At 73.0% G+C, this 20367-nt stretch carries 18 protein-coding genes and 2 tRNA genes; 7 read left to right on the top strand and 13 right to left on the bottom strand.

Going from position 1 to position 20367, the window contains the following annotated elements:
• Window positions 1–10: 10 nt before the first annotated feature.
• The 3 genes from G5C51_RS21925 to G5C51_RS21915 form a co-directional block, all read right to left on the bottom strand.
• Window positions 11–613 carry a TetR/AcrR family transcriptional regulator gene (locus G5C51_RS21925; protein WP_165239859.1) on the bottom strand — a complete coding sequence of 201 codons (603 nt, stop codon included), beginning with the start codon at window positions 611–613 and terminating at the stop codon, window positions 11–13.
• 5 nt (window positions 614–618) lie between these two features.
• Window positions 619–5226 (bottom strand): PAS domain-containing protein, encoded by a 4608-nt coding sequence (locus G5C51_RS21920; RefSeq protein WP_165239858.1) that lies wholly within the window; start codon window positions 5224–5226, stop codon window positions 619–621.
• Window positions 5227–5437: 211 nt separating this feature from the next.
• On the bottom strand, window positions 5438–6643 hold the full coding sequence (locus G5C51_RS21915; protein ID WP_165239857.1) for a YncE family protein: 1206 nt from the start codon (window positions 6641–6643) through the stop codon (window positions 5438–5440).
• Between the two features lie 195 nt (window positions 6644–6838).
• On the opposite strand from G5C51_RS21915, the gene G5C51_RS21910 reads away from it, so the two are divergent.
• Entirely contained in the window at window positions 6839–7651 is an 813-nt protein-coding gene (locus tag G5C51_RS21910) for a hypothetical protein (protein WP_165239856.1), read from the top strand.
• 186 nt (window positions 7652–7837) lie between these two features.
• On the opposite strand, the gene G5C51_RS21905 is transcribed toward G5C51_RS21910, so the two are convergent.
• Window positions 7838–8368, bottom strand: a complete 531-nt coding sequence (locus G5C51_RS21905) for a DinB family protein (protein WP_165239855.1) — start codon at window positions 8366–8368, stop codon at window positions 7838–7840.
• A 43-nt stretch (window positions 8369–8411) separates the two neighbouring features.
• Window positions 8412–8930, bottom strand: coding sequence for a hypothetical protein (locus G5C51_RS21900; protein WP_165239854.1), 519 nt, complete (start codon window positions 8928–8930; stop codon window positions 8412–8414).
• Window positions 8931–9042: 112 nt separating this feature from the next.
• On the opposite strand from G5C51_RS21900, the gene G5C51_RS21895 reads away from it, so the two are divergent.
• The 3 genes from G5C51_RS21895 to G5C51_RS21885 all read left to right on the top strand — a co-directional run bounded on the left by G5C51_RS21895 (window position 9043) and on the right by G5C51_RS21885 (window position 12162).
• Complete coding sequence (locus G5C51_RS21895; protein ID WP_165239853.1) at window positions 9043–9717, top strand: TetR/AcrR family transcriptional regulator; 675 nt, start codon at window positions 9043–9045, stop codon at window positions 9715–9717.
• Window positions 9718–9879: 162 nt separating this feature from the next.
• Window positions 9880–11154: a D-alanyl-D-alanine carboxypeptidase family protein gene (locus G5C51_RS21890; RefSeq protein WP_338118251.1), complete on the top strand. Its 1275-nt coding sequence runs from the start codon at window positions 9880–9882 to the stop codon at window positions 11152–11154.
• A 99-nt stretch (window positions 11155–11253) separates the two neighbouring features.
• On the top strand, window positions 11254–12162 hold the full coding sequence (locus G5C51_RS21885) for a UTP--glucose-1-phosphate uridylyltransferase (protein WP_165239851.1): 909 nt from the start codon (window positions 11254–11256) through the stop codon (window positions 12160–12162).
• Between the two features lie 4 nt (window positions 12163–12166).
• On the opposite strand, the gene G5C51_RS21880 is transcribed toward G5C51_RS21885, so the two are convergent.
• Window positions 12167–13036: an alpha/beta fold hydrolase gene (locus G5C51_RS21880; protein ID WP_165239850.1), complete on the bottom strand. Its 870-nt coding sequence runs from the start codon at window positions 13034–13036 to the stop codon at window positions 12167–12169.
• A gap of 54 nt (window positions 13037–13090) precedes the next feature.
• Entirely contained in the window at window positions 13091–13762 is a 672-nt protein-coding gene (locus G5C51_RS21875) for a TetR/AcrR family transcriptional regulator (RefSeq protein WP_165239849.1), read from the bottom strand.
• 71 nt (window positions 13763–13833) lie between these two features.
• On the opposite strand from G5C51_RS21875, the gene G5C51_RS21870 reads away from it, so the two are divergent.
• Window positions 13834–14916, top strand: coding sequence for an oxygenase MpaB family protein (locus tag G5C51_RS21870; protein ID WP_206314174.1), 1083 nt, complete (start codon window positions 13834–13836; stop codon window positions 14914–14916).
• Between the two features lie 95 nt (window positions 14917–15011).
• On the opposite strand, the gene G5C51_RS21865 is transcribed toward G5C51_RS21870, so the two are convergent.
• From G5C51_RS21865 to G5C51_RS21855, 3 genes are all read right to left on the bottom strand, one after another.
• Window positions 15012–15533, bottom strand: a complete 522-nt coding sequence (locus G5C51_RS21865; RefSeq protein ID WP_338118250.1) for a GNAT family N-acetyltransferase — start codon at window positions 15531–15533, stop codon at window positions 15012–15014.
• 269 nt (window positions 15534–15802) lie between these two features.
• Window positions 15803–15875, bottom strand: a tRNA-Arg gene (locus G5C51_RS21860).
• A gap of 138 nt (window positions 15876–16013) precedes the next feature.
• Window positions 16014–16811 carry a methyltransferase domain-containing protein gene (locus G5C51_RS21855; protein ID WP_165239847.1) on the bottom strand — a complete coding sequence of 266 codons (798 nt, stop codon included), beginning with the start codon at window positions 16809–16811 and terminating at the stop codon, window positions 16014–16016.
• A gap of 44 nt (window positions 16812–16855) precedes the next feature.
• On the opposite strand from G5C51_RS21855, the gene G5C51_RS21850 reads away from it, so the two are divergent.
• Window positions 16856–17242 (top strand): VOC family protein, encoded by a 387-nt coding sequence (locus tag G5C51_RS21850; protein WP_165239846.1) that lies wholly within the window; start codon window positions 16856–16858, stop codon window positions 17240–17242.
• A 59-nt stretch (window positions 17243–17301) separates the two neighbouring features.
• On the opposite strand, the gene G5C51_RS21845 is transcribed toward G5C51_RS21850, so the two are convergent.
• Together G5C51_RS21845 and G5C51_RS21840 are read right to left on the bottom strand one after the other, a co-directional pair.
• Window positions 17302–17393: transfer RNA gene (locus tag G5C51_RS21845), tRNA-Ser, on the bottom strand.
• A 114-nt stretch (window positions 17394–17507) separates the two neighbouring features.
• Window positions 17508–18440, bottom strand: a complete 933-nt coding sequence (locus tag G5C51_RS21840) for a TIGR03620 family F420-dependent LLM class oxidoreductase (RefSeq protein ID WP_165239845.1) — start codon at window positions 18438–18440, stop codon at window positions 17508–17510.
• Window positions 18441–18630: 190 nt separating this feature from the next.
• On the opposite strand from G5C51_RS21840, the gene G5C51_RS21835 reads away from it, so the two are divergent.
• Window positions 18631–19398 carry a TetR/AcrR family transcriptional regulator gene (locus G5C51_RS21835; protein WP_165239844.1) on the top strand — a complete coding sequence of 256 codons (768 nt, stop codon included), beginning with the start codon at window positions 18631–18633 and terminating at the stop codon, window positions 19396–19398.
• A gap of 155 nt (window positions 19399–19553) precedes the next feature.
• On the opposite strand, the gene G5C51_RS21830 is transcribed toward G5C51_RS21835, so the two are convergent.
• Window positions 19554–20367: MSCRAMM family protein (locus G5C51_RS21830; RefSeq protein WP_206314172.1), on the bottom strand; the 814-nt coding region annotated here is incomplete at its 5' end.

The following is a 20367-nucleotide window of genomic DNA, read 5'->3' as shown; positions in this document are numbered from 1 at the left end:
GCCTGCCCGTTTACGTGTACGCGCCTGCGCGCGCAGCCGCTGCCGCGGCGGCTGCCGCCTGGTCGGCGGCGGCCTCGTCCAGGGGCTCGCCCGTGGCGAGGAGGCGGTAGTAGAGGGGCGCCGACACCGCGCGAATGACCTCGTGCGGGTCGGTACCGGTGGGCAGGTCGCCGCGCTCGACGGCCTGTTGGGCACACGGGGCCCACTCCGCGATACGGGTCGCGTAGAAGCGGTGCAGCGCGGCCGCCGCCTCCGCGTCGCAGGTGGCGGCCGCGATGACCGCCTTGAAGAGCGGGCCCTGGCGCGGGTCGCGCAGCGTCTTGGCGACGAGGCGGGCGTTGGCGCGCAGGTCGCCGTCGAGGGTGCCCGTCTCCGTACGGGGGAGGGACTGCTCGGCCATGTCGGCGAGGAGGTCGGCGACCAGGCCCGCAGGGGTGGACCAGCGGCGGTAGACCGTGGTCTTGCCGACCTCGGCGCGGCGGGCGATCTCGGCGAGGTCGAGCTCGTTGAAACCGGACTCGGCGAGGGCGTCGCCGGCCGCCTTGAGCACGGCGGCCCGCACGCGGGCGGTGCGGCCGCCGGGGCGAAGGGTGCCGGGTTTGGCGTCGGTCATAGGCGCTAGTTTGTCCCGATCTTCGACAGCAGGTCGACGATCCGGGACTGGACCTCCGCGCTGGTCGAGCGCTCGGCGAGGAAGAGCACCGTCTCGCCGGAGCGGAGCCGGGGGAGCTCGTTGCGGTCGATGTCGGCGCGGGTGTAGACGACCATCGGCATGCGGGAGAGCAGGCCGTTGGCGCTCAGCCAGTCGACGATGCCGGCGCGCCGGCGGCGTACCTGCATCAGGTCCATCACCACCAGATTCGGCCGCATCTGGGTGGCGAGGCTGATCGCCGTCTGGTCGTCGGCGGCGTGGCCGACCTGCATGCCGCGCCGCTCGAGCGCGGTGGTGAGTGCGACCGCGATGTCCGGGTCCTCCTCGAAGAGCAGCACGCGGGACGGGTGCGTGTCGCTGTCGCGCGGCGCGAGGGCCTTGAGCAGTACGGCGGGATCGGCGCCGTACGCCGCCTCGCGGGTGGCCTGCCCGAGCCCTGCGGTGACGAGGACGGGGACCTCGGCGGCGACGGCCGCGGTGCGCAGCGCCTGCAGCGCGGTGCGGGTGATCGGGCCGGTGAGCGGGTCGACGAAGAGCGCGGCCGGGTAGGCGGCGATCTGCGTGTCCACCTCCTCGCGGGAGCGGACGACGACGGGCCGGTAGCCGCGATCGGTGAGCGCCTGCGAGGTGGCGCCGTCCGGCTCCGGCCAGACGAGGAGACGCCGCGGATTGTCGAGCGGCTCGGGCGGCATCTCGTCATCGATCGGCCGCAGCAGGGCGGTGTCCGGGTCGTCGTCGACCTCGACGACGCCGTGCTGCCCGTCGAGCGGCTCGGGCCGCCCCACGGCGGCGGCGTCCGGGGCGCCGACGGCGTAGGTGCGGCCGGCGGTCTCGTTGAGCCGCGGGTCGACGGCCGCGTGCGGGGGGCGGGCCGGGGTGCGGGGGTCGGCTGCCGCCTGCGACTGCCCGGTGCGATCGCGCTCCTGCGCGTCGGTGCCGGCGTCGGCGCCCGGGTGCGGGCGGGCGTCGGTCGGGGTGCCGTGCGGCGGCGTCCCGAGGCGACGCCGCCGGCCGGACCCCTGATCGGCGGCCTGCTGCCCGGCGACGCGGGGGTCCTGCGGCTCCCCCTCGCCCTCGGCGGGCGGCGGCGTGAACGCCACCCCTCGCCCGTGCGTCTGCCCGAGCGTCCGCACACTGATCCCGCCCGACTGCGCCTGCCCGGCGGTGGGCGGCGCGGGTGCGGGCACGGCCCGGGCGAACCTGGTCGTCCCGCTGGGCTCGGGCGTCAGCGGGGCGGGGATCCGGCCGGTGGGATCGGGGGTGACGTGGGCTTCGGGGGTCTCGGCGGTGTCGGGACCGGGGGCGTGCGGGTCACCGGAGGCGGTGGCTTGCGCGCCGGCCTGGCCACGAGCGCCGGGCTGGGCGGAGCCGGTGGTGCCGGGGCCGTACGAGCCGGTGCCGCCTTGCGGCCCGGCGGCCGCCGGGCGCGGGTCTGCGTCGTGGGCGCGGCCGGGCTGCGAGCCGGTGGTCGCTGCGTGCGGGTCGGCGCTGTGGCCGTGGCCGCGCTGGGCGGAGCCGGATCCGTGCGAGGCCACGGGGCCTTCGGAGTCCGCGACGGCTGCCGCCTGCGGTCCGCGTACGTGGGGGCGGCCGCCGGGCTGGGCGGAGCCTTGCGGGTACGCGCCGGTGCCCTGGGTGCCGCCGGTCGCTGCCTGCGGTCCTGGGTGGGACGCGTCACCGGGGCCGGTTCCGTAGGCAGCCGCGGCATCGCCGGCTGCCGGCCGCGGCCCGGCCTCGGGGCCGGCTGCCGGTGTCATCGTCCCGGAGGCCTGCGCCGGTTGGGCGTGCCCGGTGCCGGTCTCCGTGCCCTGCGACGGTGTGCGCTCGGCCTCCGTCGTCAGGGGGCGGCGGGCGCGGCGGCCGCTCTGGGTGTGCTGCTGCTGGGCGGCGGGGCCGGCTTCCGCCGGGGGGACCTGGGCCTGGCGCGGTACGCCGGGCGCGGCCTCGCCGGGTGCGGCGGTGAGCACCTCGCCGCTGCCCTGCTCCGCGACGGGCGCGCCGCGCCGCCGGCGCCCGCTCGGCTGCCCCGCGGCGGTGTCGCCGCCGCCGGGCTGCTCTTCGTTACGGGCCACGGGGCCCTCACCGACCGGCCGCCGCCGCCGTCCGGCGCCGGGGACCCCACCGGCAGGCGTGCCGCCTCCGGGCGTGGCCGGGCTACCGTCCGCCGGCGTTCCGGCCGCCGCCGGGAAGTTCACCGCGGGCCCGGCCGCCGCCGGGTGCCCCGCCTCCGAGGCCCCGGGCACCGCCACGGGCCCGGGTGTCTCCGGCTGGTCGGCCGCGGAAGATCCAGGCGCCACCGGGTGGTCGGCCGGAGCTCCGGGCGCCGCGGGGTGGTTGCCCCCGACCGTCCCGGGGGTCACCGGCTGGTTGCCCCCAGCCGTACCGGCCGACGGGTGACCGCCGGTGCCCGAGTCCTGTGCCGCCCGGCGGCGACGGCGTCCGGACGGCCGGTCGCCGATCGTGCCGTCCTGGCCCGCGTCCGGCTGCTGTTCCTGCTCGGCGAGCGCGCCGCCCCGGCCGCCGTACGAGTCGTCGGCGAGGAAGGCATCCGTCCCGGAGGCCCGCCGCCGACCGCCGGAGGTGGCTCCCTGCGGAACGCCCTCGGCCGGAACCGCCTGCGCCTGACTGTCGCCGTGGCTGCCGCCCTGGCTGTCCGTCTCCATCGGCGCACCCGCAGCCGGGTCCCCGGCCTGCGCCGGCACCTGCCGCGCCCCGGTCTCGGTGGCCAGTGCCCGCCGCGCTCGCCGCCCGGCAGGACCCGGGCCCGTGCCCGTATCGCCAAGGTGGCCCGCGCCCGTCCCGCCGACCGCCGCCGCGCCGGTCTCACTGGCCGGGAACTCACCCGTCCCCCCGGCGGGAACCGCGCCCGTACCGCCGACGTGCACCGCACCGGTGCCACCGGCATGCCCCGCGCCCGTACCGCCGTCATGCACCGCGCCCCCGGCGCCCGCGCCCGCAGCCGCCGCCGACTCCCCCCGAGGCGGCGCCATCCCCCGCCCCGGCGCCGCCGGCTCCGGCATCACGGTCGTCTCACCCGCGCGATCGCGCGCCGCCCGCGGCACACTGCCCCGCCCAGCCGCGCTCGGCCCCGCCACCGGGACCTCCAGCACATACGCGCTGCCGCTGCCGCCCTGCCCAGGCACCTCGTGTGTCTGCAGTATCCCGCCGTGCAGCCGCGCGATGCCCCGCGCCAGCGGCTCGTGCACAGGGTCGCCGCCGCCGTGCGGACCGCGGACCTCGACGCGTACGACGTCGCCGCGCTGGGCCGCCGCCACCACGATCGTCGAGTCGCCGGAGGCGGAGACGGAGGCAGAACCGGCCATCGGCACCGGCGCCCGGCCCGTCGCGTCGACACCCGCCACGTCCGCGATCAGATGCGCCAGCGCCTGCGTAAGACGCGCGCCGTCGACGACCGCCTCGACGCCCTCCGGCGCGTGCACCACGAACTGCGCCCGCCCCGGCCCGATCAGATCCGCCGAGGTCTCGACCGCCTCGTGCACCACCGCGTCCAGCGCGACCGGCCCGGGCGACAGCCGCTCACGGCCCGCGTCCAGTCGCTGATACGACAGCACGCTGTCAATCAGCGCAGTCATCCGGCCGTAGCCCGCCGACAGGTGGTGCAGCACCTGGTTCGCCTCCGGCCACAGCTGCCCGGCCGGGTCGGACGCCAGCGCGCCGAGCTCGCCGCGCAGCTGGTCCAGCGGCCCGCGCAGGCCGTCCGTCAGCACCGCCGCCAGCTGGTCCTGCCGCGCGGACAGGGCGTCGAGCCGCCGCCGGTCCGTAAAAGCAAGCACCGCCCCGACCAGCTGCTCCCCGTCCCGTACCGGAGCCGTCGTCAGATCGACGGGCACCGCGCGCCCGTCCTTCGCCCACAGCACCTGGCCGCGCACCCGGTGCTTGCGCCCGGAGGAGAGGGTGTCGGCGAGCGGCGTCTCCTCGTACGCGAGCGGGGAGCCGTCCGGCCGGGAGTGGTGCAGCAGCGGGTGCAGCTCCTGGCCGCCGAGGTCGCCGGCGCGGTAGCCGAGTATGTGTGCGGCGGCGGGGTTGACCAGGACGATCCGGCCGTCCGTGTCCGTACCGACGATTCCTTCCGAAGCCGCCCGCAGAATCATCTCGGTCTGCCGCCGCTGCCGCGCCAGCTCCGCCTCGGTGTCGAGGGTGCCGGTCAGATCGCGTACGACCAGCATCAGCAGCTCGTCGCCGGTGAAGCGATGGTCGCCGTTGAAGGCGTCGGGTGCCTCGCCGTCCTCGAGATTGGCGCTGGTGACCTCGGCCGGGAATTCGCTCCCGTCCGTCCGCCGCGCCATCATCCGGGTCGGCTTCGTCTGCTTGGCTTCCGGCTCCCGGTCCTCGGGAGCGCGCATCGACCCCGGGATGCGCCGCGGGTCGAAGTCCGGCAGCAGGTCCAGCAGCCCGCGCCCGATCAGCGCCGCACCCGGGCGTTCGAAGGCGGCCAGCGCCACGGGGTTGGCGGCGACGACGGTGCCGTTGGTGTTGACCAGGACGAGCGCATCGGGGAGCGCGTCGAGTATTGCCGCGAGGCGAGCAGCGCCTCGGGACGGCCGGCTGCTCACGACGACACTTCCTCCTCGGTTACGCAACTTCATCCCCGGTCCCTCGACGGTCTCGAATCCTGCTGACCGTCGTGCCCCCCGGCCGGGTCTGCTGAGGATTCTACGACCCATGCTTGCACCTGGGACGGCGGATGAGAATCGTCACGGAAGCGGCACACAACGAGCGCGCACCGGACCGCATTCGGCCCGGTGCGCGTTCGTTGTCGGTCAATTACCGGAAGATTCCGGTGTGTCCCAATGAGTACCGCCCCGGCTGCGGATACACCGCGAGCCCGTGCGGCCCGGACCCGACCGGGATCTTCGCCAGCTGCTTCCCGCTCCTGGTGTCGATCGCGTAGACCTCGCCGTCGTACCGCCCGGACAGCCACAGCGTCTTGCCGTCCGCGGACACCCCGCCCATGTCAGGGCTGCCGCCCTCCGGCAGCGTCCACTTCTTCACGACCTTCTTCTTCGCGAAGTCGAAGACCGAGACGGTGCCCTCGCCGCGGTTCGATACGTACATGGTCTTGGCGTCCCGGCTGGGATAGAGCCCGTGCGCGCCCTGCCCGGTCGGGAAGAGCTTCGGCTTGCTGAACTTGTCGCCGTTCAGCACCCACATCCCGTGCGCCATCATGTCCGCGACGTACCAGGTCTTGCCGTCGGGCGAGACCTTCACGTCCTGCGGCATGCCGTCCTCCATCGGCAGCTTCTGCTTCGCGACCACCTTCATCTTCTCGGTGTCGACCTTGAGCAGCTCCGCGGAGAACTCGCAGGAGACGATGAAGTACTTCCCGTCCGGCGAGAAGTCCGCGTGGTTGACCCCGTAGCAGTCGACCGGGACGGTCTTCTTCCGCTTCATCGTGTGCGGGTCGCGGAAGACCAGCTCGCGGTCCATGGACGCCATGACGACCGCGTATTTGCCGTTGGGCGTGAAGTAGAGGTTGTACGGGTCGCTGACCTCGACCGGCTTGCCCTTCTTCTTCCCGGTGCGCGGGTCGAGGGGGGTGAGGGTGTCGCCGAGGTCGTCGTTCACCCACAGCGTCTTCATGTCCCAGGACGGCACCACGTGCTGCGGCTGGTCGCCGACCGGGATGGTGCGGATGACCTCGTACGTCTTCGGGTCGATGACGGAGACCGTGTCGGACTCGGTGTTCGGGACGTAGACCAGATTCTTGAAGGTCTTCATCACCGGCGCGATCTTGTCCGCGGTGGTCTCGCTGTAGATGTTCTTCGCGTTCTTCACCGGCGGCATGCCCGGGAGGGCCGCGGCCTTCTGGGCGGCGAGCTTCTTGGCCTTGGCCTGCGCGGCCAGCTTGACGGCCTGGCGCTTCTTGGCGTCGGCCGCCTCCTGGGGGGACGGGCCGCAGGCGCTCACCGCCGCCGCGAGGACGGCGGCCGCCGCGGCGAGCACGGCCGGGCGCCGGAACAGAGGGGTCATGGGTCAGCTTCCTTGGCTGGTACGGGCTGATACCGCCCAGTGAAGAAGCTTGTATGACCTTAGTCCCGGATTACGCAGAACGAGGGCGTGTGCACGCTATGTCACCCATTTGGTGGTACGGGACCTTGTGCCCTATAGTCGTCATTCCGTGCAAAACGGACATCGACCGAAAGATGTGTAGGGAAAGGTACCGCCTTGAAGCGATCCATACGCTCCGCCATCGTCACGACCGGAGTTCTTGCGGTGGCCGTCGTGCCGACCTCCGCGGCCTTCGCGAGCAGCGCCCCCGCGACCGGGGCGCCCGGCGTGCACGCGGCGCTGCCCGAGCACGGGCAGAAGACGAAGCGGATCTACGTCAAGACCGTCCACCTCAAGGGCGGCTTCACGGCCAAGGTCTACAAGGTCCGCGGGAACTACGAGGCGGACCTCCGCGCCAAGGTGCCGGGCACCAACAAGGTCAAGACGTGGCAGACCCTCAGGACCAAGGGCGGCAAGCCCGCCTACGGCGAGGCCAACGGCGTGCGTTTCGTGCTCGACCCGAACGGCGGCGTCCGCTCCTGGACCGACAGCGTGAAGCCGAAGCCGGCCAAGCGCGTGTACGTGCAGTCGTACGCCCTCGCCGGCGGCATGAAGGGCAAGGTCTACAAGGTCGGCTCCAACTACGAGGCCGACATCATGCCCCGCGGCACCAGCTCGGTCTGGGACACCCTGAAGTCCCGTGGCGGCAAGCCGGCCTACGGCGAGCACAACGGCGCCCACTTCGTCCTGAACCCCAACGGCACGATGAAGTCGTGGGTGGACGAGGACCCGGGCCCGAACCCGCCGGCGCCGAACCCGAACCCGGATGACGACTGGGGCACCGACGACACCCCGGCGCCGAACCCGGACGACACGACCCCGGCTCCGAACCCGGACGACGACCAGACCCCGGCGCCGAACCCGGACCAGGACCAGGACCAGGCCCCGGCCCCGAACCCGGACAACGCCTCGCTCCAGAACTGGGGCTGACCCCCACCAAGACGTGACGGCGGCCAGGACAACGGCGTCCCGGGCAATGGCGCCCAGCGCTGCCCGTCCGCGGAACCGGCCCCACCGGCAAACGGCCTCCTGCCCTCCGGCCGGCTCCGCACCCGCAGGAACGAGAGCCCCGCTCCCACCTCACCTGGAGCGGGGCTCTCGCATGTCCTGATGCCCCTACTCGCCCGTCAGCCCGTCCACCGTCTCCCGGATGAGATCGGCGTGCCCGTTGTGCCGGGCGTACTCCTCGATCATGTGGCAGACGATCCAGCGCAGCGAGGGCGTACCGCCGTCCGGCCAGGTGTGGGCGCCGGGCTGGGAAAGACCGCCCTCCGCCAGCGCCTGCTCCGTCAGCTCGCGGGAGCGGTCCACCGCCGACTGCCAGAGCGCGACGAGCGCCTTCGGGTCCTCGTCCAGCTCCGACGGCGCCCACTCCGCCGCCCAGTCGTTCCCGGCCCACCGCGGATCCGGCTTCTCACCCCGCAGCCGCTGCGCGAACCAGATGTCCTCCACCCGGGCCAGGTGCCGCAGCAGCCCGCCCAGCGACATCTCCGACACCCCCACCGTCGCCCGCAGCCCCGCCGTGTCCACCCCGCCGCACTTCCACGCGAGCGTCGCCCGCTGGTAGTCCAAAAAACCGAGCAGGGTGGGGACTTCGTCCTCCGCGAGCGGCGGCTCCGGGCGGCCTTCCTCGTCAATGTCGACCATGGGCCGGGAGTGTACGGGCCGCCGCCGGCCTCAGGCCGAGAGATCAGCCGAGCGCCGGCGCGAGCAGCACCACACCACACGCCCCGAAGACCGTCACGTTCCGCACGGTCGCCAGCGTCCACGTCCACTTCGGGAAGCCGTCCTCCGCCGCCTTCAGCAGCGCGGGCACGTCGATACGGGCCAGCTCGGGGTCGCCCTTGCGGGCAAAGGCGGCCTGCACGGACTTCGTGGCCGTCAGCATGCTGTGGACGATCACGACGTTGGCGAGCAGCACCAGCGACTGGAAAACCCAGGTCAGCACGTGCGCCGGGCCGGCGTCGGCGAGGTTGAGGACGGCCAGCATCACCATGATGGCCGCCACCGTGGCGGGGGCCGCCGTCTCGTGGCCGCCGGCGTCGAAGCGCATCTTGTTCTCCGCCAGCACGCTCGTCCGCACCCCCTGCCGGGTCAGCTCGGCCTCCGCGGCGGCCGTGGCGGTGGGCCCGTAGCGGTGCCGGACCGTCGGAATGCTCACGAACGCGGCGGCGACGAGCAGCTGCATGACGGCTATCAGAGCGTTCATGGTCATTCCCCTTCGTCGACTTGAACTAAGTACAGGAAGACCGTAGCGGGCTACTTGAACTAAGTGCAAGAGGCAGCCTGAACTTAGTGCAAGAGCGGCTATCGTGTGGGCCATGGCACGCGACACCCTCACCCGGGACCAGATCGTGAGGACCGCCGTCGAGCTCCTCGACGACGACGGCCTCGAGGGCCTCAACATGCGCGCCCTCGGCAAGCGCCTGGGCGCCGCGCCCACCGCCGTCTACTGGCACGTCAAGACCAAGGACGAGCTGGTCCTGCTCGCCGGCGACCGGGTGTGGGACGAGATCGAGCTCGCCGACCCCGGGGCGCCTGACGACTGGCGCACCGCTGCCACCCAGCTCGCCGCCGGCCTGCACGCCCTCTTCGCCCGCCACCCCTGGCTGGTGCAGGCCTTCGGCTCGTATCTCTTCTACGGACCCGGCAAGGCCCGCTTCGACGACCGCTGCCTGGCCGTCTACGAGTCCGCGGGCTTCACCGCTCCCCAGGCCGACCGCGCCGCCGCCGCCGTCTTCACCTACGTCCTCGGCAGCGCGCTGGCCGGCGCCGCCGATGTCTCGCTCGCCCGCCGGCTGAACCGGCAGGGCGACGCCGAGGAGCAGATCCGGCGGACGATGGCCAAGGCCCGCGAGGTCGCCGCGGAGTTCCCGCGGCTGCGGGCCCGCCTCGACACCCCGGCCGACGACTACAACGCCGCCCCGGAGCAGACCTTCGAGCACGGTCTGCAGGCGCTGCTCGACGGCCTGGCCGCGGCGCCGGGCGGGCGCTGACCCGTACGGCTGCGAGAGGTTGAGCGGGGCGACCCTTGTCCGTAGTGTCCGAATAATCCTATTTATTGGTACGGATGAAGCGGGAATGGGGCGCGTCTCTTGCGGTTTCTCATGCGGTCTCACGTGATGCGGTCTCAGGTGACGCGGTCTCAGCTCCGGTGCGTGCGCTGCGCGGCAGTCGCGCTCCCCGCCGCCGCTCTCCTCGCCGGCGCGGTCCCGGCCGCCGCCGCGGACGGCTCTGACGGCAAGTCAACTGTCGGCGGCGAGCTCCTCGGCAAGCCCGGCGACCACGTCCGCCCGCGCACCGGCGTCCCCCTCCGCGTCGGCGGCGAGGTCCTCGACCGCGCCGGTACCCGCACGGGCCCGCGCGGCGCCGTACCGCTGGAGACCGGCAAGGTCCGCCTCGGCACCCCCGGCGAGCCGGTGCGTCCCGGGCGCGGCGCCCCCCGTCTCCCCGACGAGCTCACCGCCGCGTCCTGGGTGGTCGCCGACGCGAAGACCGGCGAGGTGCTGGCGGCCCGTAACGCCCATCGCCGGCTGGCCCCCGCCTCCACCCTCAAGATGCTCTTCGCCGCCTCGCTGCTGCCGAAGCTCGGCAGCGCGCAGCGGCACCGGGTCTCGGCCGCCGAGCTGGAGGGCGTCGGCGACGGCAGCAGCGCGGTCGGCGTCGAGGAGGGGATGACGTACGCCGCCCGCGACCTGTGGCGCGGCGTCTTCCTGGCCTCCGGAAACGACGCCGTGCACGTCCTGATGTCGATGAACGGCGGCAAGGCGAAGACCGTCGCCGACATGCAGGCCACCGCCGACGACCTCGGCGCCGCGGACACGGTGGTGAAGGAGCCGGACGGCTACGACGCGGCCGGGCAGTCGTCGTCCGCGTACGACCTGACCCTCATCGCCCGCGCCGGGCTGCGCAATCCGGAGTTCCGCGAGTACGCCGCCACCGCCAGGACCACCTTCCCGGCCGCCGGCGGCGCCTTCGCCGTCGAGAACACCAACCGGCTGATGACCGGCGACTTCGACGTCGAGCCGTACAAGGGCATCGCCGGCGTGAAGAACGGCAACACCAGCGAGGCCGGCGCCACCTTCACCGGGCTGGCAAAGCGCGGCGACCGCGAACTCCTGGTCACGGTGATGCGCCCGTCCGACGACCACAACCAGGTCTACCGGGAAGCCGCCTCGCTCCTCGACTGGGGCTTCGACGCGGCGGGCACGGTGGAGCCGGTCGGCCGCCTCGTCGAGCCGAAGAGCTCGCGCGAGGACGCCAAGCCCGCCCGGCACGCGGCGAAGCCGCCGACCGCGCCGCCCGCGGGCACGGCCGGCAATGAGGCGGAAGGCAGCTCGGCCGCGCTGCCGACGGCCGCCGTCCTGCTCGCGCTGCTGTCCCCGCTGGCCTTCCCGCGGGTACGGACCCGGCTGCGGCGGCGGCGCGGCTGAGGCCGCCGGCGATGGCGTGGCCAGAGGCCTCTAGTCGCCCTCTTACCTTGCGTTGGTAGCGTCATGGGCCAGCCGTCGTCCGACCGAGAGAGACGCCATATGTCGCCGACCATCCGCAGGGCCGTGATCCCCGCCGCCGGGCTTGGCTCCCGCCTGCTGCCGCTGACCAAGGCGACGCCGAAGGAGATGCTCCCGGTCGGCGACAAGCCGGTGATCGAGCACACCGTGCGCGAGCTGGTGGACTCCGGCATCACCGACATCACCATCGTCGTCTCCGGCGGCAAGAGCCTGATCCAGGACCACTTCCGCCCGAACCCGGCGCTGGTCGCGCAGCTGCGCGCCGATGGCAAGACGGCGTACGCGGACGCGGTCGAGGAGGTCGCGGAGCTGGCCCGCAAGGGCCACATCACCTACCTCGACCAGCACGGCCCGTACGGCAATGGCACCCCGGTCCTCAACGCGGCCCGCGCCTTCGGCAACGAGCCGGTGCTGGTGCTGTGGCCCGACGACGTCTTCGTCGCCGAGGTCCCGCGCGCCCAGCAGCTCATCCGCGCGTACGAGCAGACCGGCTGCCCGGTGCTGGCGCTGCTGCCGATGGACCCGTCCGAATCGCAGCGCTACGGCGTCCCGATAGTGAAGGAGGACCTCGGCGAGGGCCTCCTGCGCATCACCGGGCTGGTCGAGAAGCCCGCCCCGCAGGACGCTCCGTCCTCGTACGCGGCGATCGGCGGCTACGTCATCACCCCGGGCATCATCGACGAGCTCCGCGAGCAGACCCGCCGCTGGTACGAGCACCGCACCGGCGAGATCTACCTGACCGACGCCATCAACGCCTACGCCGGTGACCGCGCGGTCTACGGCCAGGTCATCCAGGGCCGCTGGTACGACACCGGCAACCCGGCCGACTACATGGTCGCGCAGATGGCCTCGGCCCTCGCCCACCCGGAATACGGTCCGCTGCTGCGCGGGCTCGTGAACCAGCTGGACGAGGACAAGCCGGCCGGCTGATCCCTCAGCTCGCCCCGCCGAGCACCTCCGTGAGCCGCACCGCGAACTCGGCCGGCTTCCCCGGATACCCGTACTCGTCGCCGGCGAAGCCGCCGTGGTGGCTCGGGAAGACGGCCGGCTGCTGCCCGAGCTGCTCGGCGATCGCCTTGGCCGTACGGCCGGTGAGGGTATCGCCGGTCTCCTCGCCGACGGCGATCACCACGCGGGTCGGCGCGGCGGTGAGGGCGGCGGTGTCGGGCCGGTAGGACGTGATCGCCCACGACCGTTCGCCGAGCAGCGGGTCGTCCCGCTTGCCGTCGTCCTCGGTGGGCATCCCGAAGGCGGCGGGATCCGGCGCCGGCTGTGCGAAGTACGCGTCCGTGAACTCCCCCTCCCACGAGGTCATCGCCACGAACGTCGCCATCCCGGCGCCCCAGCCGCCCTGGTAGTACGAGTCCCGGATCCCGGTCCCGGCCCGCCACGCCGCCTCGGCGTCCGGGAGGATCTTGATGAGCGGCGGCTCATGCGCCACCAGCGTGCTCACGTCCCCGGGGTACCTGGCCACCAGCGCGAGCGCGGTGACCGCCCCGCCGCTGCTGGCGAACAACTCGACCGGCCCGCCCCCGACCGCCTCGATGACGGCGTGCACGTCCTCCGCCTGGGTCTCGGGCGTGTGATCGACCCGCCCGTCGCTACGGGTGCTGCGCCCGATCCCGCGCGGGTCGTACGTCACCATGGTGCGCTCGGGCAGCTGCTCCGCCAGCGCCCGGAAGCCGCCGGCGTCCATGGGCTGCCCGATCATCACCAGGGGCGGCTGCTGGTCCGTGCCGCCGGCCGGCCGCCGCACGTCGTAGACGATCTCGGCGCCATCTGTCTTGAGCGTGTGTGTCTCCATGCCCGTATAGACGGACGCGGTGCGGAAAACTCATCGGTGGCTGGGGCCCGGCGGCTACCGGACACCCGCTCCGAACACCGCCCGCACCTGCCCCGCCAGCCGCTCGGCGTCGAACCGCCCCGGCTCGTCCAGCGCCAGCCGCGCGAAGTGCTCGCCGACCGCCAGCAGCGCGTGCGCGAGCACCTCCGCGTCGAGGTCGGTGCGGTTTTGGTGCTCGAGCGCGACGTCGACCCACTCCTCGAAGCGCGCCAGCAGCCGCTCCCGGTCGGCCTGGATCCGGTCCCGTACGACCGCGGGCATCGAGGCGGGCGTCAGCAGGATCAGCCGCCACGTGTCCGGGTCCTCGCGCAGCACGGCCCCGACCCGCCGCGCCGCCTCCGCGGCGAACTCGGCCGGATCGCGCAGCACTTCACGCCCGGGGAAGGCGTGCAGCAGGTTGTCGAAGGCGCGCGCCTGCTGCCGGTCGAGCAGCGCCGTGAGCAGCGCGCCGAGGTCGCCGAAGGCGCCGTAGACGACGGCCCGCGCCACGCCCGCGCGCTTGGCGACGGCGTCGATGGAGATCCGGTCGTGCCCGGCGCTGACGATCACGGCGAGGGCGGCGTCGAGCAGTTGCTCGCGGCGCTCCTCGAGCGGGACCCGGGGGGCGTACGGGCGGCGCTTGCGCGCCGTGGTTGTGGCTGTGGCTTTGGCGCTGCTGCTGCTGCGCGAATTGGCGGGCGACGACATCTTGGCATCGTACGACGGCCGTGTCTTAATTTACGACAGCAGTGTCGTAAACGCCTGAGGAGATGGGACAGTTGAAGCGCTCGGACGTTCAACCGCACGACGACTACGGCTTCTTCGGCCCCGGCTCGGTGGTCTGGAAGGTCTGGAGCTATCCGTCCGCCCCCACCGTCGGCTTCCAGCGCGCCGTGGTCGTCGAGGAGCTCGACCCGCCGCTGGTCGCGTCCGTCCACAACACCCAGGGCATCTACGAGCGCCCGCGCACCCGTTACGACCGCACGCTCCGCTACTTCGCGATGGTCGCCTTCGCCGGCACGAAGGACGTATGCAAGGCGGCGGACGTGCTGGTGAAGGTCCACTCGAAGGCGATCGGCAAGCTCCCGTACGACGAGGACGCGCAGGGCGCGGGCACGTCGACCGTGGGCACGTACGACGCCAACGACCCCGCCTCCCAGCTGTGGATCCAGCTCACCGGCTGGCACTCGATCCTCTACGCGTACGAGAAGTACGGCCCCGGCAAGCTGACGGAGGCGGAGGAGCGGGAGTACTGGGAGGCCTGCGCGGTGGCGGCGGAGCTGCAGACCTGCTCGCCGGACGACGTGCCGCGCACGCGGGAGGGCGTCCGCGCGTACTTCGAGGAGATGCGCCCGAAGCTCGCCGCGAGCCCGATCGCCAAGCAGGCGATGCGCCACCTGCTCAAGACGGAGCTGGTGCTGCCGCCGATGAAGTGGTGGGAGAAGCTCCCGGCCTACGTCTCGGCGCGGACGCTCCGCATCGCCACCCTGGCGACGATGCCGCGCTGGATGCGCAAGATGGCGGGCCTGCCGCACTCCCGCCTCCTGGACGTCCTGGTCGTCCCGGTGATGCGGCTGTCCTTCGCGGTGGTCCACCGCAGCCCGCACCTGGAACTGGAACTGATCAGCCGCCTCTCCCCGTCCACGGTCCCGGTCATCGCCCCGATGAAACTGGGCGTCCCGCCGCTGAACGAGGAGGTCCTGACCCCGGCGGAGGCCCGGGCCCGGCACGGCTACCCGCGCCCGGCCGACGCCCACCACGACCTCCGCGCCCGCCAGGCGGCCCGCGTCTTCGACAAGGGCGAGGCGGCGAGCGAGGAGGGCCTGCTGGAGTCGCAGGAGGTGCTGGGGCGGCTGGCGTAACGGCTATTTGGAGGGTTTGGGGGGTTTGGGGGGCAGCGTCACGCCGTAGGTCATCGCGGTGCCGACCAAGTGATCCAGCGCGCAAGAAACGCAGACTACTGCTGCCGCAGAAGCATTTCGTACTCAACCTGCGCGATCGGGGTGCCGTCACCGAAGTCGTACGTCCGGACCGCCCCCGACTCGCTGAACCCGCTCTTGACGTAGAACCGCCGGGCCTGCGGAGTGTCCCGCAGCGTCCACAGCCGAATCCGCTCGAACTCGCCGTCCGCCCGGATCCGGTCCACGGTCGCGCTCATGAGCGCGCCGGCGACCCCGCTACCCCACCCGGCCGGATGCCCGTAACAGCCGAAGATCTCCGCCACCCCCGCCCGGTCCGCCACCGCCCCGAAAAACGAAAACGCCAGCGGCTTACCACCGAGCTCAGCCACCAAGCAGGTCTTCTCACTCTCGGCAAGCAGCTTCGCCCCCCACTGCCCCCGCCGCCGCTCCACGGCCTCACCAAAAAACCCGTCCCCGAAGAACCCCGCGTAAGCCACCTTCCACGACTCGGCGTGAATCTCCCCCACGACGTCCCCGTCACCCGGCCCGGCTATGTACACGCTGATGTCACTGTCCACAAACACGGAGCGTAGTACGGACCCGAAAGAAAGATTCGGCGCCGATCAAGTAGCCAGGACGAGCAACGCAGTTGCGAAGCCACCCACATTGCGTACGCCCAAGCCGCCGCACTCGCGGGCTTCGCGACAGCCGCCTACCAGCCCGACGTCGTCACAGGCCGACCAGGTGGCCTCCTCGGCCGCGGCGCCGCCCGACTGCGCTCAAGCGGCCCGCCCGCGACCCACGACAAAGGCCCCCGGAGGGATCTCCTGGGGGCCTCTGATCAGTGCGCGCTCGGCAGGATTCGAACCTGCAACCTTCTGATCCGTAGTCAGATGCTCTATCCGTTAAGCTACGAGCGCCTGCTCTCCGGCCGTGCGGGCCGGGCTGGCGTTGCGGGAACAACATTACATGACCTCCCGCTGCAGGAGAAATCCGTTTCGAGCGACGGTTCTGACCTGCGCAAATACGTTCGGGCAGTGGTCCGGGCGGGATGGTCGTCATGGCCCGTATAGGGCCCCGGCGTCTTTCGTCGCGATCACGTGCAGCAGTGCCGCCACCCGGCGATACGGGTCCGTGCGGCCGGCTCGTTCCTCCGCTCTCAGCATCGGCTCCAGGATCTCGGCGGCGGGGAGTGGCTCGTCGGAGGGCAAGGCGTCGGTGAAGACTCGGACGCCGTACCACTGGCGTATCGGTAGCCGGCGGGCGGCCAGGGTCGAGCGCAGGTCGGCCAGGTGGTCCGCGCGTGCTCGTGCGCCGATGCGGTTCAGGTAGGTGTCGGCCGTGAAGGCTGCTTCCGCGGCCGGCCAGTCGCCGAGGAGCGCGGGGCGCATGGCGAGTGCGTCGCCGTTGCGTACGAGCAGCGAGATTGTCGCGCCCGGCTTGGCCACCTGGGCGATCTGGTTCAGCAGCGGGCCGGGGTCGGCGAAATACATCAGTACGCCGTGGCACAGCACCACGTCGAAGCTGTCCGGGCCGAAGCGGTCGACGATCCGCTCGGCGTCCCCCTCGACCAGCCGCACGCGCCCGCGGACCTCGGCCGGCTCCTCGGCCAGCGCGGCCCGGAAGTCGGCCAGCAGCCGGGACGACGTATCCAGCCCGGTGACCGCATGCCCCCGCCGGGCCAGCGCCAGCGCCTGCGTGCCCTGTCCGCAGCCGATGTCGAGCACGGTGCGCGGCGGCCGCGCGGGCACCTCGGCCTCGATCTGCCGCGCGACAATCGTCTGCCGGAGAACCTGACGCAACGTCCCCAGGCGCTCGCGCCACCGCTCCTCGCCGACCGCGAATCCTGTGCCCACGTACCTGACCCCGCTGACGTCATCCAGTCCCGAAGGGAATCCCCGTGGCATCCATCCAGGACCTCGTCTTCGACAGTCCGCACCCGGCCTCGTCCGCGCGATTCTGGGCGCAGGTCCTGGACGATTACGAGATCGCACCCTATGACGAGGAGGAGCTCGCCCGCCTGCGCTCCCGCGGGATCGACGATCCGGAGGACGACCCCACGGTCCTGCTCGTAGCCGCTGACGCCAGCCTGCCCCGCATCTTCTTTCAGCTGGTCCCCGAGGGGAAGCGGGCCAAGAATCGTCTCCATCTCGACCTGCGGGTGGCCGATGCGGTCGCCGAGGCCGAGCGGCTTTGTGGGCTCGGGGCGACGGTGCAGGCGGAGCGCGAGGAGTGGATCACGATGCAGGATCCTGACGGGAATGAGTTCTGCCTCATGCGCTCGTGAGCCACGAAAACGACTCAGGGAGCCCGCGCCATGTGGCACGGACTCCCTGAGCCGGAGTGCGGAGGCGGAGGGATTTGAACCCTCGATCAGGGGGTTACCCCGAAACCGCATTAGCAGTGCGGCGCCATAGACCGGACTAGGCGACGCCTCCAGTGGTGCACGCCCCGGAGGGCGTGTGCAGATGATGGCACAGCCGGGCAGGCCGCTGCCAATCGCCCCTACCGTACCTGGCGGCGGCCTGACAGAGCAAAGTCGTTTCCGGTCGCTACGAGCTCGTCAACGGCAGCGCCGACGCCAGCGTGCGCCACTCCTCGCGCGGCAGGTCCTCGCCCGTATGCGCCGTCACGACCTGCACCGCCAGGTGGTCCGCGCCCGCCGCGAAGAACTCGTCCGCGCGCGCCCGGATCGCCTCGGCCGAGCCCAGGGCGAAGGTCGCGTCGATGAGGCGGTCGCTGCCGCCGTCGGCGTAGTCGGCGTCGGTGAAGCCGAGTCGGGTGAGGGAGGCCGTGTAGTTGGGGAGGGCCAGGTAGTGGACGAGGTAGCCGCGGGCCGTTTCGCGGGCGCGGGGGAGGTCGGGGTCGAGGACGACCTTGAGTTCCGGGGCCAGCAGGCGGTCCGGGCCCAGGGTCGTACGGGCCGTGGCGGTGTGTTCCGGCGTGACCAGATACGGGTGCGCGCCGGCGGCCCGGTCGCGGGAGAGCTTCAGCATGCGCGGGCCCAGCGCCGCCAGGACGCGGTCGGTGGGCGGGACGGACGGCGCGGCCGCGTCCAGCGCGTCCAGGTAGGCGACCATCGCCGAGTACGGGCGGCGGTACTGGTCCGCCAGGACCGCGTGGCTCACGCCGAGGCCCAGGGTGAAGCGGCCGTCGTGCGCGGCGTTCACCTCGGCGGTCTGCGCCGCGACGGCCGCCGCCTCGTGCTGCCAGATGCTCAGGATGCCCGTGGCCACCCGCACCCGCTTCGTCGCCGCCAGGACGCGCGCCGCGTGCTCGACGCCCGGATTGCCGCCGAGCCAGAGGGTGCCGTAGCCGAGCTCGTCCAGCTCGGCGGCCGCCTCGGTGATCTCGCCCCGCCGGGACTCGTCGTCGCTGCGGAGGACGCCGCTCCAGATACCGACGCGGCCGTAGCGGGCGGCAGGGGTCGGGGACGGGGACGTAGACGTGGACGTGGTGGGGGGAGGCTGCTGTGGCGTCGTCATATCAGGGGGAACGCGTCCACCGGAGGCTGTTGTTCCGCCGCCCCCGTCAAGGCGGGCCGTTCCCCCGTACGTCGTACGGGTCTGATCCGGTCCGAGAAGCCCTCCGTGGTGGTGAGCGGGGCGGCGGCAGGGGGCACCCGCGGGAATAGCATCCTGTATACGGCTGGCACTGACCCTGAGGAGGCGCGTCATGGCGTCCGACCGGCGCACGGGCCGCGACGCGCGCACCACCAGCATCTGGCTGGCGGATCCTCCCCCGAGCTCCTCCCGGCGCCGCCCGCCCGCGGGCGGGCAGCCCGCCGGGCTCGATCTCGAGCGGATCGTCGCGGCGACGGTGCGGCTGCTGGACGCCGAGGGGCTGGCGAAGGTCTCCATGCGGCGGCTGGCGGCGGAGCTCGGGGTCACGGCGATGTCCGTGTACTGGTACGTCGACACCAAGGACGAGCTGCTCGAGCTGGCGCTGGATTCCGTACACGCCGAGATCCGGCTGCCCGAGGACGAGGACAACGGCGACTGGCGGGAGCAGCTGCGGCTGCTGGCCACCGAGCACCGGCGGATGCTCGTCGCGCATCCGTGGGTGTCGCCGCTCGCCGGCGAGTACCTCAACGTCGGCCCGCGCGCGCTCGCCTTCATGAACGCCGCCCAGCGCGCCATGCGCCGGTCCGGGCTGGCGACGGAGCACCTGATGGGGGCGCTGTCGCTGCTGTTCCAGTTCACATACGGCTTCGGGACCGTCGAGGGGCGGTGGTCGGAGCGGTGCCGGTCGACGGGGATCCGGGAGGACGACTATTACGGCGAGGTGCTCAGCCGCCTGAAGGGGCGGCCGGAGTACGCGCTGTCCGTATCGACGGTGGAGGCGCGGCCCGGGGGGTCGGTGCGGGAAATAAGGGACCGGGACTTCGAGTTCGCGCTGGACTGCGCGATCGCGGGGATCGCCGCCATGCGGGACGGCGGCTGAGCGGGGGGAGCGCGGGAGCGCGGGAGCGAGGCCGGCGGGGCCGGTGAACCCGGCGGGCCGCAGCCTCCGGCGGACCCCGGCGCTTCCCGGGCCGTCCCTTGCCCGGGAAACGCCTTCACTCCGCAATGCGGGGTACCGGCCGGAGGCTCCGGCGGTCAGTCGGCCGGCGGGTGCGCCAGCGTGATGTCGTGGCCGTCCGCGCCCTCGCCGGAGAGCGTGAGCCGGCCGGCGACGGGCGGGTAGCCGCTGGCGGTGAGCGTGTACGGGCCCGAGTCCAGGTCGGTGAACTCGTACCGCCCGTCCGCCCCGGTCAGCGTCGAGGCGACCACCGTGCCGGCGGCGTCGACCAGCGTGACCAGCGCGTCCCGTACCGGCGGGGCGTCCTCCCCGTCGGCCCCTGCCGCCCGCACCGTGCCCGAGAGCCGGGCCGCCGGGTCCAGCGCGATCCGGGTCCCCGTCGGGACGGTCGCGCCCACCTCGACCGGCATCGCGGCCGGGCGGAAGCCGGGCGCGGTGACCGCGGCGGTCGACGGGCCCGGGGTGAGCTCCGCTAGCGCGAAGCCGCCGTGGTCGTCGGTCTTCACCGTGCCGAGCACCTCGCCGCGGGCGTCGCTGACGACGACCGTGGCGCCGGGCAGCGGGCGGCCGTCGCTGGCGGCGACCACCGTGCCGGTGAGGCTGCCGGTGCCGGGCAGGAGGATGTCCTGGTGGACCGCCGCCTCGCCGGAGACCACCGTGGTCGCCTGCGGCTGGTGGCCGTCGGCCGCGGCGATGAGGACGTACGAGCCGGAGCCCGGGGTGTCCAGGGCGTACGAGCCGTCGGGGCGGGCCACGGCGCGGCCGAGCTGGCGGCCGCTTGCGGAGATCAGGGTGATGACTGCCTGGGGGACGGGGGTGCCGTCCGCGTTACGGACCTGGCCCTGGATGGAGCTGCCGCTCGGGGCGGGGGCGGCTGCGACGGTGCCGGTC

This window comes from Streptomyces coryli (assembly GCF_011044975.1).
Classification (GTDB): Bacteria; Actinomycetota; Actinomycetes; order Streptomycetales; family Streptomycetaceae; genus Streptomyces; species Streptomyces coryli.
Note: the sequence above shows the minus strand (reverse complement) of the source record. Positions and strands in the feature narration are given on the sequence as shown.